The following is a 25859-nucleotide window of genomic DNA, read 5'->3' as shown; positions in this document are numbered from 1 at the left end:
GCAGCTACGCTCGGTGAGCAGGTGATGCCAGACTTTCGCCTCCGAACGCGTTGCCGTTGTTGCGAGAGTTCGGCTACATTTCGCCGAGATCGGGCTGTGACCAACCTCCAATCAGGGGGTTGCAGGCCGACCGCCTAATCCCGGCGGCGCAGCCAGCGTCGCGGGAGCCGGGGACCCAACTGTCCCTCGGGGTGAATCCGTCACGCACGGTAGGGCTCCTCTCTGGCCCGAACCCGTCAGCTAACCCGGTAGGCGGCCTAAGGGGAGATATGGATTCGATAGGTCAGAAACTGCTTGATGTCGCCAAAAGCCAGCTCGGCTACCACGAGAAAGCCAGCGGCTACACGAAGTTTGGCGATTGGTACGGTAAGCACATCGACAAGGGCTCCTACTACAAGGACGCCCCCTGGTGTGACATGTTCCTCGCGTGGGCGGCCGACAAGGCCGGGGTCGAGGACTGGACCGGGCAGTTCGCCTCCACTCCCGATCACGCCAAGTGGTTCAAGAAGCACGACGCCTGGGGTCACAAGGCCGAGCCGGGCGCGATCGTGTTCTTCTCCTGGTCGGGCGGCAAGGGCGTCGGCGACATCGAGCACGTCGGCATCGTCGAGCGGGTCGACGGCCACACGCTGCACACGATCGAGGCGAACCACAACAACGCGCTGCTGCGCGCGACCCGGGACATCAGCCAGGTCGTGGGCTTCGGTTACCCCTCCAAGGTGAAGGTGAAGGCGGCGCCCGCGCAGACGGCCCAGACGGCCCAGACGGAGCAGAAGTACGCTCCCAAGCACTCCGCGCCCCCGCCCGCCGCCAAGGAGATCGGCCAGGACGTCCAGACGCAGGTCGACTCGCACACGACCGCCGCACCCGACCCCGCCGCCCCGTCGTCCCCCCTGCCGGACCAGCAGGCCGCCCTCACCGGGCTGCTCGCCGTGGTGCTGTTCGGCACCGTGGCCCTGGCCATCGGCAAGTCGAAGGTCAAGGTGCCCGTCTCCGCGCCGAACGTACGGGTCCGCAAGCGCGGCAAGCACCACCGCACGCCGGTGGAGCTGCCCGCCGAGGTCAGCGTGGCCGATCTGGACGCGGCCGACGCCGGCACCATGGTCATGCCCGTCCTGTCCGCGGAGGTCGCCGCCAAGGCCGAGGACCAGGAGTTCTGGGGCAAGATCGCGGAGCTGGAGGAGGACGTCGAGCTGGCCTTCTGGAACACCCTGCACTCGGCGGTGTCGCAGAACCCCTCGGAGTCCGTCTTCTCCTGAGACTGCCCCTGAGCAGAGCGGTCCCCGCCTCCTCCGATCCGGAAGGAGGCGGGGATCGTCGTTTCTAGGCGCAAAGGACCAGCCGCGCATCACCCGGAGTGACCATCCTGCGATCCCCCGGGCCATCTCCGCATGTTCTCGTTGGACGCCCCGTCACTATCCGTTAATCTCCAGCGAGTCATCACCGGCCGAGAGACGGCCGGACCGCCGAATCGCCCGTCGCGCAGCCACGCGCGCCGGGGAACCGGGGACCCACACGCGGAGCCACGGGACGTCTCCCCGCCTTCGCATCCGGGGTGAATCCGCGACCGTCGCCGACGGCACGCGGTAGGGCTTCTTCTCTGTCCGAACCCGTCAGCTAACCCGGTAGGCGGCCTGAGGAGAGGAACACCTGGATGGAGCCATCGCGCCCCGCGGATCCGCACGAACCTCATCATCCGGGGAAGGGCACGGCCCGCCGTACGGCCGTCGTGACCTTCGCCCTCGTCATCGCCGGGCTCGCACCGCCCGCACTGGCGCAGTCCGCCCGGCCTGGTCCCCGCATCGACGCGCTCCGGCAGCGCGCCGACCAGTTGGGCAACCAGCTCGAGCAGCTCACCGAGCAGTACAACGGCCTCAAGGTCCGTCTGGAGCAGGCCCAGCGGGCGGCCGTCGTGGCCGGTCAGACCTCGGTCCGTGCCGCCAAGGCGCTCAAGGTCATACAGCGCAAGGTCGGCCGGTTCGCCGCGATGCGCTACATGAACGGCGCGAACGACGGCGCGAACGACGGCTCGCCCACCCTCCTCGCCGCATCCGACCCGCGCGCGCTGCTGGACCGGGCCGCGACCCTGCACTACTTCACGCAGCAGGACGACACCCAGATCCGGCAGCTCACCCAGGCCATCCAGAACGCCCAGTGGACGTGCCAGGACGCCCGCGACCGCGCCGCGCAGGCGGCCGTCCTGAGAAGCCGGCTCGTCCGGCAGCGCGCCACCATCCGCGCGGCCCTGGAGAAGGTCCGCAAGCCGCTGCTGCAGGACGCCGTCGAGCGCGCAGGCAGGGGCGAGAAGGTGCCTCCCATCCCCGGCGGCCCCGGCAAGGCGGTCGGCGCCGTACGGGCCGCGCTGTCCCAGGTCGGCGTGCCGTACGTGTGGGGCGGCGCGGTGCCCGGCCGGGGGTTCGACTGCTCGGGCCTGACCATGTGGGCCTACCGGCAGGTCGGCGTGAACCTGCCGCACTACGGCGGCGACCAGTGGAACGCCGGCGTCCACGTCTCCCGGGACCAGCTGGAGCCCGGAGACCTCATCTTCTTCTACTCCGACATCCACCACATGGGGATGTACATCGGCGACGGGAAGTTCGTGCACGCACCGCACACCGGCGACCGTGTCCGGGTCGCCGACCTGTCGACCCGTCCGTTCGCCGGCGCCGTCCGCGTCGCGTGATCTGACCGAAGCGGGGCCGGCCCGAGGCGACCGTCCGGGCGGCGCTCCCGTGAGCGGAAGGTCCTACGCGCTCGCGGCACCTGCCGACCAGCCTGTCGGCCGGCCTCCCGGCCGGACCGGCGGCAGCGCCGACGGACCCGCGCCGTGGAGACCATCCGAGCCGCGTTCCGCGAACGGCGGGTCCGGCCCGCTCACGGCGGCGGCCCGGACCCGCCGATGCTCACTTCGCGATGCGGTACATCTCCGCGACCATGAACGCCAGGTCGAGGGCCTGGCCGCGGTTGAGCCGCGGATCGCAGGCGGTCTCGTACCGCTGGTGCAGGTCGTCCTCGACGATGTCGTGGCCGCCGCCGACGCACTCGGTGACGTCGTCGCCGGTGAACTCGATGTGCACGCCGCCCGGGTGGGTGCCGAGCGCCCGGTGCACTTCGAAGAAGCCGGCGACCTCCTCCAGCACGTCGTCGAACCGGCGGGTCTTGTACCCGCTGTCCGCCTCGAAGGTGTTGCCGTGCATGGGGTCGCAGATCCACGCGACCTGGGCGCCGCTCGCGGTGACCTTCTCCACCAGGGCGGGAAGATGGTCGCGGATCCGCTCGGCGCCCATACGGGTGACGAGGGTGAGCCGACCGGGCTCCCGGTCGGGGTCCAGCCGCTCGATCAGCTCGAGGGCGTCCTCGGCGGTCGTGGTCGGCCCGAGCTTCACTCCGATGGGGTTGCGGATGTGGCGCATGAACTCCACGTGCGCGCCGTCGAGCTGCCGGGTGCGCTCGCCGATCCACAGGAAGTGCGCGGAGACGTCGTACGGCAGACCGGACCGCGAGTCGACACGGGTCAGGGCACGCTCGTAGTCCAGGAGCAGCGCCTCGTGGCTGGAGTAGACCTCGACCCGGTGGAACTCCTCCGGGTCGGCGCCGGCGGCGTGCATGAAGGCCAGCGCACGGTCGATCTCCCCGGCCAGCCGCTCGTAGCGCCGGCCGGCGGGGCTCTCGGCGACGAAGTCGTGGTTCCAGGCGTGCACCTGGCGCAGGTCGGCGTAGCCGCCCTGGGTGAAGGCACGGGTGAGGTTCAGGGTGACGGCCGCGGCGTGGTAGGCGCGCAGCAGCCGCTCGGGGTCCGGCACGCGGCTCTGCGGCGTGAAGTCGAACCCGTTGACCATGTCACCCCGGTACGCGGGCAGCTCCACGCCGTCGCGCACCTCGACCGGCTTGGACCGCGGCTTGGCGAACTGCCCCGCCATCCGGCCGATCTTGACGACCGGGACGCTTCCGGCGTAGGTCAGCACGACGGCCATCTGCAGCAGGGTCTTCAGCTTGTTGCGCACGTCGTCGGCGGTCGCGCCGGAGAACGTCTCGGCGCAGTCGCCGCCCTGCAGGACGAACGCCTCGCCGCGCGCCACCGCGGCCAGGTGCGCCTTGAGCCGGTCGCACTCGCCGGCGAACACGAGCGGCGGGAGCTTGGACAGTTGCACCGCGACATCTTGGACCCGGGCGGGGTCGGGCCATTCGGGCTGTTGTGCGGCCGGGAGGTCGCGCCAGGAATCGAGGAGGTCCACGAGACCCAAGGGTATCGAGCGGGCCACAAGCCCGGGTCATGCAACCTGTGTATTCCCCCCCGCTCGCCCATCTCTCTCCCACTCTGGCGATGCCGGTGAAGGACGACCGCCGCGTCGGACACCGCGAAACTCTGAGATGATGGCCCGATCCCGAAGATCGCCGACGACGCATGAGGTTCTGACAATGAGCACGAACAGCCGCGCCTATGACATCTGGCTCCGCAAGCCGGAGGAGGCCCAGCAGCTCCTCGAGTCGAAGCGGGCGGATCTCGACGGCGACGGTCTGTCCCTGCTGTCCTGGCTGGTCCTCACGAACGAGCGTGACGACAGGAAGGCCGAGCAGATCGCCCACCAGGCCGTCGCGGCCGGTGGTGACACGCGATTCGCCACCGCGGCGCTGGCCGAGGCGTTCAAATGGCGTGGCGACTACGACCGGGCCGCCCAGATCGTCCGGCAGGCGCGCGAGAAGTACCCGACCATCCCCTGGTACGCCCTGACGCTGGCCGACGTTCTGAAGGACGGCGGGCGCATGGACGACGCCGAGGCGATCCTCGAGTCGGTCGTCAACGACTCCCAGCTGCGTCGGCACGCTCTCAAGCGACTTTCGAAGTGGGCGGTGGACCGCGGTGACAAGGTGCGCGCTCTGAAGTACCAGACCGAGCTGATCGCGCTGGCCCCCGACTACCTGGTCTACGCCTCGGACTACACGCTCCTCGCCTCGCTCCGGCTGGAGGCGGGTGACCCGGCGGGCGCCCGCGACATCCTGCAGCGCGGCGCGTCGATCTACCCGCGCAACACCCAGATCAAGCAGATGCTGCACCAGCAGTTCGGCGAGGTCGCGCCGGACAAGGCGCCGAACATCCCGCCGGTCGACGAGCGCGCGGTCGGCGCCCGCCGCATCCCGATCAAGACGAAGATGATCACCCTGCGCACCGGCATCCTCCCGATCATCCAGGAGGCCACGCAGGGCATGCTGCAGCCGGACGACATCCTCGCGCTGTCGGAGAGCCCCGCTTCGGCCGGCCAGGGCCGCATGATCCCGCTGGAGCTGATCACGCCAGAGGGCATGGCCAAGCAGCTCAGCAAGTTCGTCGGCAAGATCGGCCCACTGCACAGCCCCGCCGGGATGCAGGGCGCGATCCTCGAGGCCGGCCGCGCGAAGGTCCTTCTCGGCGCCGCCGCCGGCGCGGCCGGCAAGCTGGTCGGCAAGCGCGGCTGGTTCTACCGCGTCGCCGGCCCCGGCGCGGCGATGATCGACGACGTGGCGGCGGCGCTCCCGCCGCACGACCACCACCTGCTGTTCGGCCCGGGCCGGCCGGACAAGCTGTCGGAGGACCTGTCCGCGGCGCTCGGCTGCCACGTCTGCGTCGTCGACGCCAACCACCTCACCGGTGCGTGGGTCGTCGGGGCGTCCAAGGGCGTCGACCGCAAGTGGGTCGAGAAGGTCCTGTCCGACAACCCGGCCGGCAACGAGGACGAGCAGACCCCGATTGTCCTGATCCGAAAGATCTGAGAACACGGCGCGACGGCGGCCCACGGGCCGCCCGCGGTCTTGGGATCTCCAGAGGGAGAACGGCGCGCGAACGTCAGGTACATGACGGTCAGGCCGGTCCGACCGCCGTAAAGATCCTTCGCCGCGAGAGGTGCGGAAAGGCGCTCACCCGGGTTCCCGGGTCGAGCGCCTTTTCCGTTTCCTCGCCGAATTCACCGGCGCCGCGCCGCAGAAGTAACCCGGTATGGGACCGCGGAAGGCGTCACCGTGAAAGGCCGGTGAATTCTCCCGCCGCCGCACGGAGTTCCCCGTTGTGCGCTCTAGCATCATTGCACCGCTCACACGGGGAGGCGATTCATGGGCGGCATGCTGGCCATGGCTCAGGCGATCGCCGAGCTCATCGCGCAACGCCAGGAGAACGCATTCCTGGGGGTTCTCATCGTCCTGCTCGTGACGAGTCCCCTCGCCGACCGCTACCTCGTCCGGCGCAGGCGGATCAACTACCGGGTGCTCTACAACTCGAAGATCGGCCTCAGCCCCGTGGCGCTGCACGACGGGGACGACCGGCCCACGGTGACGGACCCGAGCCTGCGGGAGTACGCGCGGACCTTCGACCGGCTCAGCATCGTCGTCATCCGCGTGCGCAACACCGGCGGATACGACATCGAGCCGTCCGACTTCATCAAGCCCTTGTCGTTCACCTTCAAGGGCCGCGTCATATGGAACGCGCGGATCTCCGACGCCAGCACCGCACAGCTTCACGAGGCCGTCCGGGACCGGCTGGAGTTCTTCTCCGTCGGCCCGAAGGGCGTCGTTCAGAGCAATGGCCGCCCCGATGTGAGAACGCTCCGCCGGTTGCTGGCCGACCGTCTGGCGGGCCTGGTCAAGGGCCCGCCGCCCGAGCAGGCCGAGGACACCCGGCAGTGGAACGGCGTCCGGCTGGCCGGCCTTTCCCTGCCTCGCCGGCAACGTTTCAAACTCGTCGTGGTCCTGCGTGAGCAGGACGACTCGGCCGACGACACGATCAGCAAGAAGATCGAGGCGGGCGGCGCCCTGACCAGCGGATGGGTGAAGGACGAGAAACGCCAGCGGAGGCTGGGCTGGCCCGTGGCGGCCATCACCGCCGGGATGGTCCTCGCCGTGGCGCTGACCGGCAACGTGCTCGCCAATTACTACCAGGGCAGGTCCGACCCGGCGCTGCACTGCGCGAGCGGACACCTGCGCGTCGAGGGCTCCAGTGCCTTCTCCGATCCGCTGCACGAGATCGCCCGCCAGTACCACAAGGCATGTGGTTCGGCGACGATCGACCTGCAACTGGCCGGGAGCCGGGCCGGCATGCACGACCTGTCCGCCGCGGGCGCCCAGGACCCCGGCGGTCTCGCGGTGCTCAACGACGGGCCGGACAGCACCCACCCGGCCATCGAGCTGAAGAGTCACCCGGTCGCGGTGGTGGTCTACAGCGTCATCCTCTCGGACACGACCGGGATCACGAATCTGAGCCTGACACAACTCCGGGACGTCTACCGCGGCCGCTATCACCGGTGGAAGGAGCTCGGCGGCAAGGACGTCCCGATCCGGATCGTCGGCCGCGACGGTGAGTCCGGCAGCCGTCAGATCTTCCAGAACAAGCTGCTCGGGCGGTCGGAGGGCGCGGCGTCCTCGACCGAGTGCCGGGAGAGCAGCCCGCCGCTGCACGCGCCGACGATCCGGTGCGAGCTGCGCACCACCGGCGAGCTGATCGACAAGGTCGCCCAGACGCCGGGCGCCATCGGGTACGCGGACGCGCCGACCGCCAAGATCGAGGCGGCCCGGCTACAGAAGTTCCACGTGGTGACGCTCGACGGCAGGCTCCCCGAGGCCACCAGCATCGCCCAGGGCTATCCGTTCTGGACCGTGGAGTTCCTCTACACGGCGGGCGCTCCGGACGACTCCTCACTGCTGAAGAACTTCATCGCGTTCTTGGGCAGCGCCAACGCGCGCGCCGAGCTGAGCATCCGGGGCTACCCGCCGTGCATCGACCGGAACGGCGACCGCAACCCGCTCTGCGTCCAGACGCCCTGAACCCAGCGCGCGTACTCACCGGTGCGCGGCCGTGGCACCGCACCGTCTACCGGTGTGCTGCGGCGATGGCCTCGCGGGCGGCGTTGGCGACCTGCTCCATGTGCCAGGGGGACAGGCCCTGGTGGACCGGGAGGGCGAGCATCTGGTGACGCAGCGGCTCGAGTTCGGCGAACCGGTGGCGGTCCAGGAGCGGGTGCGGCACCGGCCAGATCTCGATGGACCGTACGCCGCGCCGCTGCAGCTCGGCGATGGTCCGGTCGCGCTCCGGGACGCGCACGGGGTAGTACAGCGGCGCGACGCCATCGGGCAGGCCGCGGCAGCGGTCGGGGCAGACCTCGGGCAGGGCGTTCAGCAGGACCTGGTAGTTGCGGCGCCGGTGCTCGCGGATCTTCTCGCCGTCCGCGCCGTGCACGGCCCATTCGGTCATCCGGGAGGACTTGGAGGCGGCGACCTCCAGGTCGGCGACCTCGAGGTTCCACTCGCCGATGACGGTCTCGGTGAGGGTGCCCTCCTCGACCGCCTGCTCGGCCTTGCTGACCTTGCGGAAGACCTTGGTCGCGGGGGCCCGCAGCACGCCGGCGCGCGACTGGGCGGCCCATCCCATGCCCTGGGAGGCGACCGAGCGGGCCATGCGCTTCCACGGCGGCCGGCCTTCGGCCTCGATGTGACCGCCGCGGATCAGCACGGCACCGCCGTCCGGCACGCCCAGGGACTTGCGCGGGCAGAAGATGGCCGCGTCGCCGCGCGAGCCGATGGCGGCCCCGCCGTCGTAGGAGAACAGCGCGTGCGCGGCGTCCTCGATCACCCGCGTGCCCTGCGGCAGCGGCGGCATCGGGAAGCCGTAGTAGGAGATGAGGTAGGTGGCGTGGCACTGCCGCGCCACGCGGAACAGGTCCTCCTGGTCCACCTCGAGTGTGGGGAGCACCCGGTAGAACACGACCTCGATGCCGGCCAGGCGGGCCGCCTCGACCTCCGAGCCGCAGTGGTAGGCGGGCATGGCCAGCCGGTGGCCCGGCCCGAGGCCGAGGGCCTTCAGGGCCAGCCAGATCGCGCCGCGTCCGAGGTGGGTCAGCGTCAGCCCGTCCGAGTTGAACGGGAACTGCAGGGACCGCCGGGTGACCAGCGTGGCCGGCTCCAGCGGAGGATAAACGCTCATCAACGGGTCGCTCATAGATCCCCTACCCTACTGGCCACCTTGGGGGAAGATACGGGTTCGCCCGATTCGGAAACTCCACCGTCTCGGGACGCGTCGTACCTCGTACGGGGGCGGACGAGCAGGTCATGAGGAAAGGTGACGCATTGGACACGGCAACGATCGGCGGCGTCTGGCACGAGGTCGTCGGCACGCAGCCGCACCCCCAGTGGTGGCTTGTCGGCGCCACCGGCGTGGTGGCGCTCGTGGCGGTGTCCATCCGCTCGGTGTGGCACGTGCTGCGCAACGTCGTGACGATCGCGCACGAGGGCGGGCACGCGTTCGCCGCGCTGGTCACCGGACGGCAGCTGCAGGGCATCCGGCTGCACTCCGACACCTCGGGCGTGACGGTGTCGCGCGGCAAGCCGCACGGACCCGGCATGATCGTCACCGCGTTCGCCGGCTATGCCACGCCACCGCTGCTGGGCCTGGGCGCGGCGGGGCTGCTGGCCGTCGGGCACATCACGGCCCTGCTGTGGGCGAGCATCGTCCTGCTCGCCGTGATCCTCGTCATGGTCCGCAACATGTACGGCGTGCTGTCGGTCCTCACGACCGGCGCTGTGATCTTCGTTGTGTCGTGGTTCGGATCGGCCACCGTGCAGGCGGCGTTCGCCTACGCGTTCACATGGTTCCTCCTGCTCGCGGGGGCGCGGCCCGTCGTGGAGCTGCAGAGCAAGCGCTCCGGGGGCCGCGCACCCGACTCCGACGCCGACCAGCTGGCCCGCCTGACCGGCATGCCCGGCCTGCTGTGGGTGTTCGGCTTCGGCGTGATCGCCGTGGCCGCACTGCTGGCCGGCGGGTCCTGGTTGCTGCCGGACGCGATGCCGCAGCTGCCAGGCTGGTGAGCGACTACTTCTTGGTGATGGGGTCGCCCGTGTCGGCGCCGATGACGTACCACGGCCCGCCGAACGAGGTGACGCCCTGGCCCTTCATGTCGCCCGGCGCCTTGTCCTCCTCGAAGTAGTACAGCGGCCAGCCGTTGTAGACGACCTGCTTGGATCCGTCGGGCCGGGTCGTCGTCGACAGCTTCGACGCGGTGACGCCGGGTCCCGCGCTGGGCGACACTCCGGGCATCCCGCTGGCCGACCCGCTCGGCGACCCGCCGGGCGACCCGCCGGGCGACCCGCCGGGCGACCCGGACGCGGACGTGCCGCCGGCGACGAACGGCGGCCATTCCTTGGCGCAGGCGCCCGTGCACGTGGACTTTCCGCCCTGGCCCTTGTCCTTCTCGAACATGTAGAGCGTCCTGCCGGTACCGTCGACCAGGATCGTGCCCAGCCTGGTCTTCTTGGCGTTCACGACCCCGGCGCCGGCGGGGGCGGACGGCATCGCCGACTCGGACGGCGACACCGATGCCGACTCCGACGGGGACACCGACGCGGACTCCGATGGGGACACCCCTGGAGACGAGGCCGGCGGGGCGCTGGAAGGCTGGGCGTACGGTCCCCCGCCGCCCTGCGATTCCGGCGTGGTCTTGCTGCCCTCGCCGCAGGCCGAGCCGAGCAGGCCCAGGGCCAGCACTCCGGCGGCAATGACTCCGTTACGCATTGTCCGTTCCTTTCCCCCGATGACGTAGGAGGGCACGTACGGACGCACGCCGTGGTTCGCCGTCATGCCCCGCGTCCGCGAGCCGGGAACGTCTTCTCCCGAGGCCGCCCAATGTGCCCCGGCAATTCGGTTACCCGCCGCGACGGCCCTCGAAGTGGAAACGGCGGGTTTCTTTAACCGGCAAGGCGGATGCTTGACCCGACATGCCGATGACCGGACGCGATGATGACGCGGTCCAGGAACTCACCGGGACAGCGCGTCGAGGCCCCGGCGGAAGAAGTCGAGCGCGGTGGCGCGCTGATCGTCGGCGGCCAGGAGCGCGGCGTACGGGAGGGACGCGCCGCCGAACGCGTCGTCGTTCCAGGACGCGCCGGCCCGCCTGGTCCAGGGCGCGACGTAGAGGTACGGCTCCGGGTGCTCGGCGTCGCCCGGGGACGCGCCGAACGCGGCCCGCCGGCCGGCGGCCTCGTCTCCCGCGTCGAGGGCGGCGTCGAAGTGCTCGGGCCACAGCTGCACGCGGCCGGGGTCGAGCGGGCGGGCGTCGAAGCGCAGTTGCTCCAGCACCGCCCAGGCGAAGCCGTACCACGCGCCGAGCGCCTCGGCGGCGGGCGGGCCGACGGTGAGCGGCAGCTCGGGGTCGGCCGGGGTCTGGGGCGTGTAGACGTCCGGAGGCATCCCCACGGGGACACCGGCCAGGTCGGCGGCCTCGCCGAGGGTCTTGGGGGCGTGGGAGGCGTCGTCGACGACCAGCCGGCCGGCCTCCACGCGCACCTGCCGGTCGGCGCCGAAGTACGGCGTGCCGAAGCCGCCACGGGTGAACCGCAGCCCGATCTTGCCGTTGGCGGTGTGGCGGGCCGCCGCGACCACGTGCTCGGCGAGGGCGTGCAGTGACCGGCGGGTCGCGGCGAAGTCCCGGGGCAGCGGGGCCAGCCGGCGCCAGGCGCCCAGCCAGCGGTCGGCGCAGAAGCCCGCCAGCTCGGGACGCTCGCGGGCCAGCTCGTCCCAGGTGCGGCCGAGCCCGCACACGGGGGTGACCAGCTTGGCGCCGTACGGGCCCGCGAGGGGGTCGTCGGCGTACCACGGCGGGGTCGTCACGGCGGGCGGCGACGGCTCCAGCACCCGGACGTCGTACTCGCCGCCCAGCAGGTCCCATGCCTCCCACCGCGGATTCATCACCCTCCGTCCCTGGCGTCCCCGGTCACGGTCGGGTGCCGGCCGCGGGACTGCGGGCGGCACGCCCCTCAGTTGACCATGGATCCGGCCGGGAAGGAACACCCGTGGCGGTGTGCGGCGGACCTACACGAGCAGAGATCTTTATGTTCCCTACCGAGAAAGTATATATTCCGATCACCCCTGCCACCGCAGGGCCGTGCCGTCGTTCCCTCCCGAATGAGAAACCCTCGATGCTGCGAAAAGTCCCCGTCCTGCTCACCGCCGCCGCCGTCCTGGCCGCCGCGTCCGCGTGCTCCTCCGGCGGCTCCACCTCCGCCTCCGGCGGCTCGTCCTTCGACCCGAAGAACTGCCAGGGCGGGACGCTCTATATCCTGAACCAGGATTCGGCGACCGACGAGCACTTCGACCCGGCGCGGATCTACACCTCCGGCGGCGGAGCCGTCCCGTCCCTCGTCTTCCGCACGCTGACCACCCGCAAGCGGGTGCCGGGTGAGGCGGGCACCACCGTGGCCCCCGATCTGGCCACCGACACCGGCACGCCGAGCGACGACGCCAAGACCTGGACCTACCACCTCCGCGACGGCCTGAAGTTCGAGGACGGCACGCCGATCACCTCGGAGGACGTCAAGTGGGGCGTGGAGCGCTCCTTCGCACCCGAGCTGCCGGGCGGCATCCCCTACCTGCGCGACTGGCTGGTCGGCGGCGCCGACTACACGGGCCCGTACAAGGGCAAGGAGCTCGACTCGATCCAAACCCCCACCGACAAGACGATCGTCTTCAAGCTGCGCAAGCCCGAGGGCGACTTCCCGTACGTCGCGACGGCCACGCAGTTCGCCCCGGTGCCCAAGGCCAAGGACGGCGGTACCGCGTTCGAGAAGCACCCGATCTCCAGCGGCCCGTACAAGGTGCAGACCCACGTGCAGGACAAGAGCCTAACGCTGGTGCGCAACCCCAACTGGTCGCGAGCGGCCGACGACCAGCGCCTCGCCTGCCCCGACCGGATCGAGGCGACGTACGGCCTCAGCGCGGCGGTGATCAACCAGCGGCTCAGCACGAGCTCCGGCAAGGACGCGAACGCGATCACCACGGACACCGACCTGAGCCCGGCCGAGCTGGCGCGCATCTCCACCGACCCGAACCTGAAGAAGCGCACCGTGCGCGGTCAGTTCGGCTACACGAACTTCATCGCGTTCAACACCAAGGTCAAGCCGTTCGACGACGTACGCGTCCGGCAGGCGATCTCCTACGCCGTCAACCGTCAGGCGGCCGTGATCGCCGTCGGCGGCAGCTCGCTCGCCACGGCGGCGACGACGTTCCTGCCCGACCAGGCGGCCTTCGGCTACCAACCGTACGACGCCTTCCCCGCCGGCCCGACGGGCAACCCGACGAAGGCCAAGGAGCTGCTGGCCCAAGCGGGGCAGTCGAACCTGTCGATCACGCTGGCCCATCGCAACAGCGACTCCCACCAGGACGGGCCCGCCGTCGCCACCGCGGTCCAGGAGGCCCTCAAGCAGGCCGGCATCACGGTGAACCTGAAGGCGTACGACCAGGCGAGCTACCGGTCCGTCCAGACCAAGCCGTCCACCGAGCCGGGCATCTTCCTGTCCGGGTGGGGCGCGGACTGGCCGACCGGCGGGCCGTTCCTGGCACCGATCTTCGACGGACGGCAGATCCTCAAGGACGGCGGCAACTACAACTTCGCGCAGTACGACGACCCGAAGGTGAACGCCGAGTTCGACGCGACCAACAAGATCTCCGACCCGGTCCAGGCCCGGCCCCGCTGGGGAGCGCTGGACGCCGAGCTCGGCGAGCAGGCGCTCACGGTGCCGCTGTTCCACCCGATCTACCTGCGGCTCTACGGCAAGAACGTCAAGAACCCCTACCTCGACCAGTGGCGCGGCTCGTACGACGTGGCCATGGTCTCGGTGAAATGACGCGCCCTCGCAGGGCTTCGCGCAGCCGGGCGGCGCCGTGACCGAGCTCGTCACCGAGGTCGGCGGTCCGGGCGCCCCCGCGTCCGGGCCGCCGGCCCGTGCCCGCCAGGTGCTGCGGCGGCTGCGGTCGGACCGGCCCGCCATGGCCGGCCTGGTCGTCACGGTCGTGCTCATCCTGGCCGCCGTCTTCGCCCCGCTGCTGGCCGCGATCGAGGGCCAGGACACCACGACGTTCCACATCCAGCTGCTCGACTCGGCGCGCGGCGGCGTGCCGCGCGGCGCCCTGGGCGGCGTCAGCGCCGACCACTGGCTGGGCGTCGAGCCGACCACCGGCCGTGACCTGTTCGCACGCGCGCTCTACGGGGCGCGGATCTCCTTCACGGTCGCGTTCGGCACGCTCGTCGTGCAGCTGCTGCTCGGCGTGGCGATCGGGCTCGCCGCGGGATTCGGCGGCCGCGTCGCCGACGCCGCGCTGGGCCGGCTCATCGACCTGGCCATCTCGTTCCCGCAGCTGATGTTCGCGATCGCGCTGCTGGCGATCGTGCCGCAGTCGTTCCCCCGGCCGGTGCTGCTGATGCTGGTCATCGGCCTGTTCAACTGGGGCGGGACGGCCCGGCTCACCCGCGGCCAGGTGCTGTCCCTGAAGACCCGCGACTACGTCGCAGCGGCTCGGCTGTCGGGCGCGTCACCGGCGCGGATCGCCCTGCGCGAGATCCTGCCGGGCGCACTCCCCCAGGTGCTCACCTACGCGGCGATCCTGCTCCCCACGAACATGGTCTCCGAGGCGGGGCTGTCCTTCCTCGGCGTGGGCGTGCACCCGCCGACCTCCTCCTGGGGACAGATGCTGTCGACCGCCACCACCTGGTTCCGGGCCGATCCGATGTACGTCCTGGTGCCGGGACTGTCGCTGCTGACCGCCGTCCTGGCGTTCACGCTGTTCGCCGACGGACTGCGCGCCGCCCTGGATCCGAAGGCGTCCCCGCGAGGCCGCCGGTGACCCTCTGCCTGCCCTACCTGCCGCCCGTCGCCCCGGGCTCGAAGCGGCCCCGGCGAGGCCGCCGATGACCCTGTACCTGCCGCCCGTCCCCCCGGGCTCGAAGCAGCCACTGCGAGGCCACCCGTGATCCTCTACCTGGTGCGCCGTCTCGGCAGCCTGCTCGTGCTGCTGGTCGTGATGACCGCCGTCGTCTACGGCATCTTCTACGCCATCCCCGCCGACCCGGCGATCCTGGTCTGCGGCAAGGGCTGCGACGGCGCCCAGCTCGCCGTCGTCCACCACAAGCTCGGCCTCGACCAGCCGATCACCGCGCAGTACTGGCACTTCCTGGAGGGACTGGTCGTCGGCCGGGACTACAGCTCCGGGCCGGACGTGACCCACTGCGCGGCGCCGTGCCTGGGCTACTCCTTCCAGACCGACCTGCCCGTCCTCTCGCTGATCGCCCAGCGGCTGCCCGTGTCGCTGTCGCTCACCGCGGGCGCCCTCGTGCTGTGGACGGTCACCGGTGTCTCGCTCGGCCTGGTGTCGGCCCTGCGCGAGAAACGCCTCACCGACCGCCTCATCACCGTCTTCGTGCTCGGCGGCCTGGGCACCCCGGTGTTCGTGAGCGGCCTGCTGCTGCTCATGGTCTTCTGCGGATGGCTGCAGTGGCTCGACTTCCCGGTGTACGTGCCGCTGACCGAGGACCCCGCGGGCTGGGCGCGGAACCTCATCCTGCCCTGGCTGACGCTGACCATCCTGCAGTCCGCGATCTTCACGCGGCTCACGCGCACCGGCATGCTCGAGACCCTCTCGGAGGACCACATCCGCACCTTCCGCGCGTACGGCCTGCCCGAACGCCGCGTCATCGGGCGGCACGCGCTGCGCGGCGCCCTGACCCCGCTGATCTCGATCAACGCCGTGGAGTTCGGCGTCGTCCTGGTGAACGCCATGCTCACCGAGACCCTGTTCGGGCTGCCGGGCATCGGCCAGCTGATCGTCCAGTCGTCGAACAACGTCGACCTGCCGGTCGTGGCCGGACTGACGCTGACCGCCGGGCTGGCCGTCGTCCTGGCCAACACCGCCGCCGACCTGCTGTACGCGACGGTCGACCGAAGGGTGGTCCTGGCGTGACCGGCAACGGGGCCGATGGGAACACCGTCCTGTCGGTGCGTGACCTGACCGTCGAGTTCTCCTCCGGCGGAGGCGTGCTCCGCGCCGTCGACGGGGTGTCCTTCGACCTGGCCGCCGGTGGCGCCCTGGGCGTGGTCGGCGAGTCCGGGTCCGGCAAGAGCACCACGGCGCTCGCCCTCCTCGGCCTGCACCGGCACACCGACGCCCGGGTCACCGGCCGGATCCTGCTCGGCGCGGAGATCACGGATGGAACGGGCGGCGTCGACGTCAACGCGCTCGACGACGAAGGGGTTCGGCGGCTGCGGGGCCGTCGCATCGCGATGATCTTCCAGGATCCGCTATCCGCGCTCGACCCGTACTACCGGATCGGCGACCAGATCGCCGAGGTGTACCGCACCCACTCGGGTGCGGGCCGGAGGGCCGCGTGGGCGCGGGCGGTCGAGGTGCTCGACCGGGTCGGCATCCCGGACGCGGCCCGGCGGGCGCGGGCCCGCCCGCACGAGTTCTCCGGCGGCATGCGGCAACGCGCCCTCATCGCGATGGCGCTGGCCTGCGAACCGGAGATCCTGGTCGCCGACGAGCCGACCAGCGCCCTCGACGTCACCGTGCAGGCGCAGATCCTGGACCTGCTCGACGAGCTGCGGGCCGACACTGGGATGGCGTTGCTGCTCGTCACCCACGACCTCGGCGTCGTGTCGCGCTCGGCCGACGAGGTCCTCGTCATGCACCGGGGCCGTGCCGTCGAGCAGGGGCCGGTGCGGGAGGTGCTGCGCGCCCCGGCGCGGCCGTACACGCGTGCGCTCCTCGACGCCGTTCCCCGCCTGGACGCGCCCCGGGCGGCCCGGCGCGAACCCGGCGATCCCCTGCTGACCGTCACGGACCTCACCCGGGAGTTCCGGCGGCCGGGCCGGGGGCTGCGCCGTGAGACGACACGGGCCGTGGACGGCGTGTCCCTGGACGTACGACGGGGCGAGACCCTCGGCGTCGTGGGGGAGAGCGGCAGCGGCAAGACGACCCTCGTGCGGATGATGGTCGGGCTACTCGCCCCCACCTCGGGCCGGATCTCGTTCGAGGACCGGGACGTCACCGGCCTGCCGGAGAAGCGCCTGCGCTCGATCCGGGGCGATCTGCAGATGGTGTTCCAGGACCCGACGTCGTCGCTGAATCCGCGGCGCACGGTCGGCGACGGCATCGCCGACCCGCTCCGGGTGCGGGGTGTGCCGGCGGGAGAGGCCCGCCAGACGGCGCGGGAGCTGATGGAGCGCGTCGGCCTGGACCCGGCGCGGCACGATCGCTACCCGCATGAGTTCTCCGGCGGGCAGCGCCAGCGCGTGGGCATCGCTCGTGCGCTGTCCCTGCGGCCGAAGCTGCTCGTCTGCGACGAGCCCGTGTCCGCGCTCGACGTCTCGACCCAGGCCCAGATCCTGGAGTTGCTGCGCGACGTCCAGGAGGACTACGGCCTGACCATCGTCTTCGTGTCCCACGACCTGGCGGTGATCCGCCAGGTGAGCGACCGGGTCGCGGTGATGCGCGGGGGCGCGCTGGTCGAGCTGGCCGACGTGGACGAGCTGTACGCGTCGCCGCGGCACGAGTACACCCGCGCGCTTCTCACAGCGGTGCCCGTCCTGGCATGACGGTATGGGCCGGCCAGGGTGCGAGGCCGAGAACCGAAGCGCCGGCCGCCCTGGGAGGGGCGGCCGGCGCCGGACGTCATGCGGGTCGTGAGGTTCCCCGCCAGGGGACCCGCGACCGGATCAGGACGCGCAGATCGCGTAGACGCTGATCCCGACGTCGTTGTAGCCGATCTGCCGGCCGAGGGCGATCCAGCCGCGGCCGTCGTCGGTCGGGAAGCTGCCGACGAGGATGGCGCCGTTGCCCTGGGCCTCGCCGCCGCCGCCGAGGACGTACTTACCGGACGGGCAGTAGACCACGCGCCGCTGGAAGTTCGGGACGTTCGCGTTGGGGAGTTTGACGATCTGGTATCCGGAGGGAAGAGCCGCCGTCCTGCTGTGAGCGGCCGTCCGTGCGGCGGGCGCCCCGCTCTCGGCATGAGCGGTGAAAGCGGTGGCCGCCACAACCGCGAGGGCCGCCATTCCAGTGCTGATCGCGTACATCTTTCGCATGCAGATCTCCGTTCGGGGGGTAGCTGGGAACTGCGCTGCTCGGATCCGCACGGCGGCCTTTGACGGCACCGATCGGATCCCTCGCACCTCCTACCCGGACGGCCTTTGATAACACCCGGTATTTTTCCCGCTGCACGCGACCAGACGAATTACGGGCGATTTATGGCAGGATTTCCGATAACCAAGAATGGTATGGCTTTCCGGCAATGCCAAGAAGGTCGCCAATGGTCGATTAGGGACGGTGAAGCGGCCGGTCGACGGCCCGCATACGAGAACGCCGGCCGCCCGGGGAACGGGCGGCCGGCGTCGGAACCTCACGGGTCTCGGCCGTTCACGGCGTCATGAAGGACCGCGGAACCGCGACGGGATCAGTACGCGCAGATCGCGTAGACGCTGATTCCGACCGTGCTGTAGCCGATCTGCCGGCCGAGGGCGATCCAGCCGCGGCCGTCGAGGGTCGGGAAGCTGCCGACCAGGATCGCGCCGTTGCCCTGGGCCTCGCCGCCGCCGCCGAGGACGTGCTTGCCGCCCGGGCAGAAGACCACGCGCCGCTGGAAGTTCGGGACGTTCGCGTTGGGAAGGGTGACGATCTGGTATCCGGCGGGCAGCGCCGTCTTGCTGTGGGCGGCCGGTTCCGGCACGGGATCACCCTTGTCCGCGTGGGCCGCGAGGCCGGTGGCCACCACTGCCGCGAGGGCCATCGTTCCCGTTCCGAGCGCGTACATTTTTCGCATGCAGATCTCCGTCTTGAGGTAGCAGGAAGCGTGTTGCCCGGACCCTTCAAGCGACCTTTATGGGCGCCCGTCGGATCCACCGCGTCTACTACCCGGAGGACCCTTGATAACACTCGGTATTTCTCAATTACCGTACGCGATCAATCGTGGGTGCGGCATTCATGGTGAGATTTTCGATAAATGAGATGGCAATAAGGACGGGAGATGCCGAGAAGGCCGCCAATGGCCGACTTCCAGCCACGGCCGACTCGGCATCTCCGGCATTCCGCCGGATGCGGGCGTTCAGCGAGCCCAGGTCCAGGCGTAGTCCGAGGCCTCGACGGACGATGCCTCCCCGCCGATGTTCAGCGGCCGGAACGTATCGATCATCACGGCCGTTTCCGTGGTGGTCGTATGGCCTTTTCTGACCGCGTCGATGACGCCTTCCACGGCACCGGGCGCGGGACCGTGAGTGAATCCGGACGGGTGCAGGCTTATCGACCCGATGTCGATACCCGAGCCCCGGCGCGCCGTGTAATCCCCGGCGACGTAGAACATCACCTCGTCGGAGTCGACATTGTGGTGGTTATAGGGAATCGGCACCGCCGCGTCGTCGAAGTCCAGCGGCCGGGGGCAGAACGAACAGATCACGAAGTTCGGCCCCTCGAACGTCTGATGCACCGGCGGAGGGGCGTGGGTGCGCTTCACGATCGGCTCGAAGTCGGCGATGTTGAACACGAAGGGGTACAGGCAGCCGTCCCAGCCCACGACGTCCAGCGGATGGTGCCGGTAGGTCAGCCGGGACAGGCCCGCGCGGGTGCGGACGAGTACCGGCACGTCCTCCCCCTCGTGAACGAGCGGCTCGACCGGGCCCCGAAGGTCACGCTCGCTGTACGGCGCGTGCTCCAGGAACTGGCCGTACTGCGACAGGTAGCGCCTCGGCGGCCGGATGTGCCCGGACGCCTCGAAGACGATCAGGCGCAGCGGCTCGGCGGGGTCCGTACGGACGAAACGGTGGATGGTCCCGGTCGGGACGACGACGTAGTCGCCCGGGCCGACGTCGAGCGACCCGTACGTCGACTCGAGCCGGGCGCGGCCCGCCTCGACGTACACGCATTCGTCGCCGACCGAGTTGCGGTACAGCTCGCCGTCCGTGTCGGCGACCACGTAGCAGATGCGGACGTCGTCGTTGGCCAGCAGCAGCCGCCGTCCGAGGACCGGATCACCCCCGCTCTTCAGCTCGTGCGCCTTGAAGTGGCGCGGCATCAGCGGATGGTTCGGCGTCGCACCGGTGGCGTGGGCCGGAAGGTCCACGCCCTCACTCTTGACGATCGCGGTGGGCGGGTGCACGTGGTAGAGCAGCGAGGAGTCGGATGAGAACCCCTCCTCCCCCATGAGCTCCTCGGCGTACAGCCCCCCATCGGGTCTGCGGAACTGGATGTGCCGTTTGCGGGGGATCTCCCCGACGGCGCGGTAATAGGGCATCTCCACTCCGGATCTCGGCAAAGCGTCGATCACCTTCACTGCCGACTGTAGGCCGTGGCCCGTACGGCCGCCACAGCCGCCAGGGGGCCTCCGCGCTGGTCGCACGCCTGAGCGGACGGAGGCGCGGACCCCGGGGACGGGAGCACCGCCGAGGCGCCCGTACCCGTTTCGCCCCGGGGCACCTCGCCCTGGGGACACGGACGTCCATGGGCAGCGCCGGTTGCGACTAAGGTTTTCCCGTCGCTCAACGAGGAGGAAGAATGCGCGGAGGCATACGCCTTCCGGCTTTGATCGTCGCGCTCGGGCTGCTGGCGGGCTGCAGCGACCCGGCCGGCGCGGCCCGGCGCGAACAGGCCGCCACCCGGAAGAAGTCTCCGTCCCCCCACGCCACCGCGTCCCACAAGCCCGCCAAGCGGCACGCCAAGGCGGCGCCGTGGTGGCAGGCGGTCGGCACGACCAGGACGGCGGGCGGCCTCCGCCTGAAGACCGGCGCGCTCAAGGCCGGGCGGGTGAAGGTGATCGTCACCGACGTCACCGGCCACGCCGAGCGCAGGTTCACGGCGTCGGCGACCCCGCAGTCCGTCGCGGTCGGAGGCTTCACGCTCACCGCCGTCAAGGTGAGCAGGTCCACCAAGACCGGACGGTACGGCGTCGGCTTCCGCTACCGGCACTGACCGGCGGCGCGCCCGCCGGATCTGGAGCGCGGGGGCGTTGGCTCCGCTCGCCTGAAGGTCCACTCGCGGCCGCGGCGGCGGAGAGTGAGTAGGGGCTACTCATGTTCGGTGGCGCGGCGGATGCAACGGTTCGAGCAGGGCGGCAGCAGTCCGCCGGAAACTCACCGTTCGCTGAGGGGGCCGGTCTCATGGTGACCATCGGTGTGACCACGCATCTGGATGATGCCGCCGAGGAGGTCTTCTTCTATGGTGTTCCGCCGGTGGGGCCTGGCCCGGTGGTGCTGGTCAAATACGAGAGCTTCGATGTCCAATCGGAGCCGATCCTGTGGGAACAGCGCATCACCGACAATCCCCCTCTCCCGGCGTGGCGCAAGCTCACCGGCGATGCGCTGAAGAACCGGATGCGGGCGTCGAACGTCCGGCAGGGCGGCCTGCTGGGACCGGAATCCGGCCTCGCCGACTACCAGCTGCGGGGATACGTCGACGCACCGGTCCTGAGCAAGGGCGATGTCTACCGGGTCTGGGGCACCACCGACCCGGACGCGGACCCGAACAGACCGGACACCGACCTGACCGGGATGAAGACGGTGCTGGCGGCCGGGCAACGCGGCACGCTCCTGGCCCCCGACGGGCTGGTGGCCACCCTCGGGCCGGACAAGGTGACGGTGGACGTCGCCACCGCCGGGCGCGTACCGGTGGCCGTCGTCGCCGAAATCGGGGAGGGAACGCCGAAGGAGTTTCCGCCGTTCGGCTACCACGCCTTCACCCGCCCGATCGGCCGGATCCTGCTGGGCGAACCGCGCGGCACCCGGCGGGTGGACCTGGTCAAGACCGACGACGCGACCGGCAGCGCGCTGCGTCCCGGTGGCACCTACACCGCGATCGTGCGCGTCATGGACACCAACGGGACCTGGCAGGAGCACGTCCAGCAGGTCACGCTGCTGGTACGCCAGGTCGATCTCGCCGTGGAGGCCGTGACCATCGTCGATGACGGCGACCCCGGGGGTGATTCCGATGGAGACTTCGTGGTGCGGGTCTTCACCGGCAACTGGGGAGATGGCACGGCCACCGAGGTACGGGCGTGGCGCTTTCCCGCCGACGACAGCTTCGCCGAATTCGAGACGGGCGACGTGTTCGGGGTCGGCGGCACCGTCCATCCGACCGGGCCTCCCTGGCGCACCGCCATCGGCCCCGCGCCGGTGGACGACCGGCAGTTCGGCGTACGTCTGGAGATCTTCGAGCAAGACGGCATTCTGGAACCTGACGAACGGGCCAGCGGCGTGTGGCAGCGCACCACCGACGAGCCCGTCATCGACGGTGAGATCTTCGTCCGCACCGACCGGAACCCGCCGTACGTCACCGCGGCCGCGAGCGGGAAGTACTCGATCCGCTACGTGTCGGCCGCCGGCCCTGTCACCGGGCCCTGGCAGTCGTTCGGGGTGTCGTTCCCGGCGGACTTCGGCGTGGAGGCCGACTACGACGGCGATCAGCGCATCGACCCGGCGGTCTGGCGCCCCGACGGGGGAGTCTGGTTCATCGCACCCGCCGCGGGTGGACCCGTGCGGATCCAGCGCCTCGGCGAACCGCAAGATCAGCCGGCTCCCGCGGACTACGACCGCGACGGCAGGGCCGACCTGGCCGTGTGGCGTCCCAGCACCGGCCGGTGGTACCTCCAGCCGTCCTCCGGTGGTCCGGTGCAGGAGCGGACGACCGGACGGGACGGCACCCCTCTCACCGACCAGGACCGCCAGGATCTGTTCGTTCTCTCCCACAGTCTGCTGACCCAGAGTCAGCGACTCGCCGCGGCCGGCCGGACCGGTGAAGCGGCTGAACCCGCCCGAGGTGGAATCGAGATCCTCCTGCGCCTGGCCCCGACCCTCGATGACCCGAAGGTGTTCGACCTGATCGCGCAGGTGGGCATCAACTCCGGATACCTGCCGGCGACCGAAGCCGTCGAGCCCGTACGGCAGGTCGTCCCCTACGCCCAACGCCTGGCCAGGGCGAATCCCGACAATCCCGATTATCGCTACCGATACCCATGGATCCTCGTCGTGTTGGCGCAACGACTGGACGCCGCCGGTCGCCGCCCCGAAGCCGCCGACCCCACCCGGCAGGCCCTCGGACTCTTCCTGGAACTCGCTCCGGACGCCAACGACGCCTACCTGTTCGACCTGATCGCACAAGTCGGCATCAACTCCGGATACCTGCCCGCGACCGAAGCCGTCGAGCCCGTACGACAGGTGGCGCCTTTCGCTCGGCGGCTGGCCGAGGCCAATCCGGCGAACATGGATTATCGCTACCGATACCCATGGATCCTCGTGGTGCTGGCGCAACGACTGGACGCCGCCGGTCGCCGCCTCGAAGCGGCGGATCCCACCCGGCAGGCGCTCGGATTGTTCATGGCGTTCGCACCGGGCGCCAACGACGCCTACCTGTTCGACCTGATCGCGCAGGTCGGCATCAACTCGGGGTACCTGCCGGCGACCGAAGCGGTCGAGTCGGTCCGGCAGGCGGTGCCTTTCGCCCAACGCCTGACTGAGACGAACCCGGCGAACATGGATTATCGCTACCGATACCCATGGATCCTGGTCGTGCTGGCGCAACGACTGGACGCCGCCGGTCGCCGCCCCGAAGCCGCCGACCCCACCCGGCAGGCCCTCGGATTGTTCATGGCGTTCGCACCGGGCGCCAACGACGCCTACCTGTTCGACCTGATCGCACAGGTCGGCATCAACTCCGGATACCTGCCGGCGACCGAAGCCGTCGAGCCCGTACGGCAGGTCGTCCCCTACGCCCAACGCCTGGCCCTCGCCCATCCTGACAACGCCGCCTACCAGGAACGACTCACCTGGATCCAACAGGTGCTGGAGCAGCGGATCGCCGCAGCCCAGGCAGTGGCGTGACGGTCAGGACGCGAAGCAGCCCGATGTAAAGCGTCGCTCTGCGCCCGGCGGAATGTTCCGCCGTCGCTGGGGCAGGAGGACGAGAGTGACCGCACTCGATGATCTCGACCCGTTCGCCATCTTCGACGCCGAGGCGGAGCGTCTCGACCGTTACTTCAGCGGGCTGGGCGCCGAGGACTGGATGCGACCGTCCCGCTGCGAGGGATGGACGGTCCGCGACGTCCTGGCCCATCTGGCGGGCGAGGATGCCTACAACCACGCCTGCCTCGACGACGACCTCGAAGGGCTCTGGGCCCGCCTGGATAAGAACGGCGTCTCCGGCATCACGGACTTCAACGATTGGACCGTCCGCACCCGCCGCGACCTTCCCATTGAGGAGGTGCTGGACGAGTGGCGCACCCAGAACGGCGACACCCGCCGGCGGATGCGCGCGCTCGGCCGCGACGCGACGCTGTCCACGATGGCCGGGCCGTACCCCGTCGGCTTGCAGGCGTTCCACTACTCCTCCGAGTACGCCACGCACGGCGACGACGTCGGCGTCCCTGTCGAGGACGCCCGGGAGCGCACGGCCTGGCGCGTCGCGGTCGGCCGGTTCGTGCTGGAAGAGCAGGGAGCCGACGTCGAGGTCGAGGAGGACGACGGCGGCGGCCTCGTCGTGCGCACGCCCCGCGGCCTGGGCCGGCTGACCCCGGCCGAGTTCGTCGAGGCCACCGTGGGACGTCTCCCCGACGACCACCCCCTCGACGCGGACCTCCGCGACGCCCTGCGCTGCTTGGCCTGACATGGTCTCAGCGGCATCACGAATAGGTCTCAGGCCCTAATCTTCCGTTGGGCCCGCAGACTCTGTGACGCGACCTTTCGCATCCCTAGGGTGATCCCGTCACGCAAGATCATCTCTAGGGGGAAATATGCGCAAACTCTCCATAGTCCTCGCCGGCGCGTCCGCGGTGGCCGGTCTGGCACTCACCGCTGGTACGGCGGGCGCGAGCACGGTGCACACGGAGAGCGCCAACCCATGCGGCACCACGTGGTGCGCCGCCGTGAATGCGAGGGGAGTGCATGTCGTCGCCGCGAAAATCACCCTCCGCTCCCGCAAGCAGTTCAAGGGATATCCCTACGTCGAGGCGATAGCGCCGCACCACAAGATCACTTGGATCTGGAAGGCCAGGATCACTAAAACGGTGGGTTCGAAGACCATAACGATCAACAGGAAGTTCGCCAGCAAAACCATGCTCTGCATCGGCGTCGCACCGACGAAGTCGCGAATCGACCACGTGGGTGACGCCTGCATGATCTTGCACGCGTAGACCGCGGCCTCACGCCCTTCCGAGGGCCGCCCCCTGTCCCCGGGGGGCCGGCCCTCGTGCGCACGCCCCGGGTCCTGGGCCGACTGACCCCGGCCAAGTTCGTCGAGGCGACGGTGGGACGCCTCCCCGCCGACCACCCGCTCGACGCGGACCTCCGCGACGCCCTGCGCTGCCTGGCCTGACAGGGTCTCAGCGACATCACGAATAGGTCTCAGGACCTAATCTCTCGTTGAGTCCGCAGACTCTGTTTCACGGCCTATCGCATCCCTAAGGTGATCTCATCCACGCAAGATCATCATCTGGGGGAAACATGCGCAAACTCTCCATGGTCCTCGTCGGCGCCGCCGCGGCGGCCGGTCTGGCACTCACCGGTGGTACGGCGAGCGCGACCACGGTGCACACGGACAACGCCACCAAGTGCGGCTCCAAGTGGTGCGCCGCCGTGGTGGGGAAGGGACTGAAGGTCAACACCGTGACCATCTACCGTCCCAACCACAAGATGTTCAGCGGCTATCCCTACGTCGAGGTGGCCGCGCCGCACCACAAGACCTCTTTCATCTGGGGGCCGAAGGTCAAGAACGCGGTCGAGGCCCGCGCGTACGTTTACAAAAAGTTCCCCAACAAGACCATGCTCTGCTCCGGCGTCGCACCGCACAAGGTGAACCAGGACTACGCGGGCGACGCCTGCGCCGTCGTGCACAGCTAGACTGCGGCTGCGCCTGATCCGTACACCAGCCGGACTGCCCATCACCTGGGCCTTGGCCGACGAACGCCAGGTCCTGAGGGGCCGTCCTCGACCACGGACGGGTAATCGCCCGCATCGCCTGACGGCTACTTGTGCCTGGTTATGCGTCGGCGCGGTGATCGTCGAAGTGGGCAGCCTCGCGCCTTCCGAGGGCCGCCCCCTGC

22 protein-coding genes and 2 riboswitches are annotated in these 25859 nt (G+C 70.2%); of the genes, 15 read left to right on the top strand and 7 right to left on the bottom strand.

The annotated features are described in order from the left end of the window. The first annotated feature begins 121 nt into the window (after positions 1 to 121). Positions 122 to 271, top strand: a riboswitch (cyclic di-AMP (ydaO/yuaA leader). Next, positions 270 to 1259 carry a CHAP domain-containing protein gene (locus tag NE236_RS08430; RefSeq protein ID WP_252841288.1) on the top strand — a complete coding sequence of 330 codons (990 nt, stop codon included), beginning with the start codon at positions 270 to 272 and terminating at the stop codon, positions 1257 to 1259. It overlaps the preceding riboswitch by 2 nt. A gap of 203 nt (positions 1260 to 1462) precedes the next feature. After that, positions 1463 to 1649, top strand: a riboswitch (cyclic di-AMP (ydaO/yuaA leader). Between the two features lie 5 nt (positions 1650 to 1654). Continuing rightward, positions 1655 to 2683: an NlpC/P60 family protein gene (locus tag NE236_RS08425; RefSeq protein WP_252841287.1), complete on the top strand. Its 1029-nt coding sequence runs from the start codon at positions 1655 to 1657 to the stop codon at positions 2681 to 2683. A 220-nt stretch (positions 2684 to 2903) separates the two neighbouring features. Here NE236_RS08425 and NE236_RS08420 read toward each other — a convergent pair whose 3' ends face one another. Beyond that, on the bottom strand, positions 2904 to 4235 hold the full coding sequence (locus NE236_RS08420; RefSeq protein WP_372494274.1) for a class II 3-deoxy-7-phosphoheptulonate synthase: 1332 nt from the start codon (positions 4233 to 4235) through the stop codon (positions 2904 to 2906). Positions 4236 to 4419: 184 nt separating this feature from the next. Here NE236_RS08420 and NE236_RS08415 point away from each other — a divergent pair, with 184 nt between their 5' ends. After that, the gene (locus NE236_RS08415; RefSeq protein WP_252841285.1) at positions 4420 to 5748 is read left to right on the top strand and encodes a tetratricopeptide repeat protein; all 1329 of its coding nucleotides are present in this window, start codon (positions 4420 to 4422) and stop codon (positions 5746 to 5748) included. 336 nt (positions 5749 to 6084) lie between these two features. Beyond that, entirely contained in the window at positions 6085 to 7788 is a 1704-nt protein-coding gene (locus NE236_RS08410; RefSeq protein WP_252841284.1) for a substrate-binding domain-containing protein, read from the top strand. 46 nt (positions 7789 to 7834) lie between these two features. Here NE236_RS08410 and NE236_RS08405 read toward each other — a convergent pair whose 3' ends face one another. Continuing rightward, on the bottom strand, positions 7835 to 8944 hold the full coding sequence (locus NE236_RS08405; RefSeq protein ID WP_252841283.1) for a DegT/DnrJ/EryC1/StrS family aminotransferase: 1110 nt from the start codon (positions 8942 to 8944) through the stop codon (positions 7835 to 7837). 143 nt (positions 8945 to 9087) lie between these two features. Between NE236_RS08405 and NE236_RS08400 the strand changes: the two genes are divergently transcribed. After that, positions 9088 to 9825, top strand: a complete 738-nt coding sequence (locus NE236_RS08400) for a M50 family metallopeptidase (RefSeq protein ID WP_252841282.1) — start codon at positions 9088 to 9090, stop codon at positions 9823 to 9825. A 4-nt stretch (positions 9826 to 9829) separates the two neighbouring features. On the opposite strand, the gene NE236_RS08395 is transcribed toward NE236_RS08400, so the two are convergent. Together NE236_RS08395 and NE236_RS08390 are read right to left on the bottom strand one after the other, a co-directional pair. Further along, entirely contained in the window at positions 9830 to 10528 is a 699-nt protein-coding gene (locus NE236_RS08395; protein WP_252841281.1) for a COG4315 family predicted lipoprotein, read from the bottom strand. 243 nt (positions 10529 to 10771) lie between these two features. Further along, on the bottom strand, positions 10772 to 11701 hold the full coding sequence (locus NE236_RS08390; RefSeq protein WP_252841280.1) for a hypothetical protein: 930 nt from the start codon (positions 11699 to 11701) through the stop codon (positions 10772 to 10774). A gap of 230 nt (positions 11702 to 11931) precedes the next feature. Between NE236_RS08390 and NE236_RS08385 the strand changes: the two genes are divergently transcribed. From NE236_RS08385 to NE236_RS08370, 4 genes are all read left to right on the top strand, one after another. Continuing rightward, positions 11932 to 13635, top strand: a complete 1704-nt coding sequence (locus NE236_RS08385) for an ABC transporter substrate-binding protein (RefSeq protein WP_252841279.1) — start codon at positions 11932 to 11934, stop codon at positions 13633 to 13635. A 37-nt stretch (positions 13636 to 13672) separates the two neighbouring features. Further along, positions 13673 to 14632: an ABC transporter permease gene (locus tag NE236_RS08380; protein ID WP_252841278.1), complete on the top strand. Its 960-nt coding sequence runs from the start codon at positions 13673 to 13675 to the stop codon at positions 14630 to 14632. Between the two features lie 123 nt (positions 14633 to 14755). Then, on the top strand, positions 14756 to 15745 hold the full coding sequence (locus tag NE236_RS08375) for an ABC transporter permease (RefSeq protein ID WP_252841277.1): 990 nt from the start codon (positions 14756 to 14758) through the stop codon (positions 15743 to 15745). Continuing rightward, positions 15742 to 17379 carry a dipeptide ABC transporter ATP-binding protein gene (locus NE236_RS08370; protein WP_252841276.1) on the top strand — a complete coding sequence of 546 codons (1638 nt, stop codon included), beginning with the start codon at positions 15742 to 15744 and terminating at the stop codon, positions 17377 to 17379. Before NE236_RS08375 ends, NE236_RS08370 begins: the two co-directional genes overlap by 4 nt. 120 nt (positions 17380 to 17499) lie before the next feature. On the opposite strand, the gene NE236_RS08365 is transcribed toward NE236_RS08370, so the two are convergent. The 3 genes from NE236_RS08365 to NE236_RS08355 form a co-directional block, all read right to left on the bottom strand. Next, positions 17500 to 17868, bottom strand: a complete 369-nt coding sequence (locus NE236_RS08365; protein ID WP_252841275.1) for a hypothetical protein — start codon at positions 17866 to 17868, stop codon at positions 17500 to 17502. A gap of 368 nt (positions 17869 to 18236) precedes the next feature. Further along, the gene (locus tag NE236_RS08360) at positions 18237 to 18602 is read right to left on the bottom strand and encodes a hypothetical protein (RefSeq protein ID WP_252841274.1); all 366 of its coding nucleotides are present in this window, start codon (positions 18600 to 18602) and stop codon (positions 18237 to 18239) included. A gap of 282 nt (positions 18603 to 18884) precedes the next feature. Beyond that, complete coding sequence (locus NE236_RS08355; RefSeq protein WP_252841558.1) at positions 18885 to 20066, bottom strand: homogentisate 1,2-dioxygenase; 1182 nt, start codon at positions 20064 to 20066, stop codon at positions 18885 to 18887. Between the two features lie 260 nt (positions 20067 to 20326). On the opposite strand from NE236_RS08355, the gene NE236_RS08350 reads away from it, so the two are divergent. The 6 genes from NE236_RS08350 to NE236_RS08330 all read left to right on the top strand — a co-directional run bounded on the left by NE236_RS08350 (position 20327) and on the right by NE236_RS08330 (position 25656). Next, complete coding sequence (locus NE236_RS08350; RefSeq protein ID WP_252841273.1) at positions 20327 to 20740, top strand: hypothetical protein; 414 nt, start codon at positions 20327 to 20329, stop codon at positions 20738 to 20740. Between the two features lie 188 nt (positions 20741 to 20928). After that, the gene (locus tag NE236_RS08345) at positions 20929 to 23643 is read left to right on the top strand and encodes an FG-GAP repeat domain-containing protein (RefSeq protein ID WP_252841272.1); all 2715 of its coding nucleotides are present in this window, start codon (positions 20929 to 20931) and stop codon (positions 23641 to 23643) included. 85 nt (positions 23644 to 23728) lie between these two features. Next, positions 23729 to 24424 carry a maleylpyruvate isomerase family mycothiol-dependent enzyme gene (locus tag NE236_RS08340; RefSeq protein WP_252841271.1) on the top strand — a complete coding sequence of 232 codons (696 nt, stop codon included), beginning with the start codon at positions 23729 to 23731 and terminating at the stop codon, positions 24422 to 24424. A 127-nt stretch (positions 24425 to 24551) separates the two neighbouring features. After that, positions 24552 to 24950 carry a hypothetical protein gene (locus tag NE236_RS08335; protein WP_252841270.1) on the top strand — a complete coding sequence of 133 codons (399 nt, stop codon included), beginning with the start codon at positions 24552 to 24554 and terminating at the stop codon, positions 24948 to 24950. A 56-nt stretch (positions 24951 to 25006) separates the two neighbouring features. Next, the gene (locus tag NE236_RS43365) at positions 25007 to 25132 is read left to right on the top strand and encodes a hypothetical protein (RefSeq protein ID WP_289850103.1); all 126 of its coding nucleotides are present in this window, start codon (positions 25007 to 25009) and stop codon (positions 25130 to 25132) included. A 128-nt stretch (positions 25133 to 25260) separates the two neighbouring features. Further along, entirely contained in the window at positions 25261 to 25656 is a 396-nt protein-coding gene (locus NE236_RS08330) for a hypothetical protein (protein WP_252841269.1), read from the top strand. The last annotated feature ends 203 nt before the right edge of the window (positions 25657 to 25859 follow it).

Source organism: Actinoallomurus purpureus (assembly GCF_024055795.1).
Taxonomy (GTDB): domain Bacteria; phylum Actinomycetota; class Actinomycetes; order Streptosporangiales; family Streptosporangiaceae; genus Actinoallomurus; species Actinoallomurus purpureus.
Note: the sequence above shows the minus strand (reverse complement) of the source record. Positions and strands in the feature narration are given on the sequence as shown.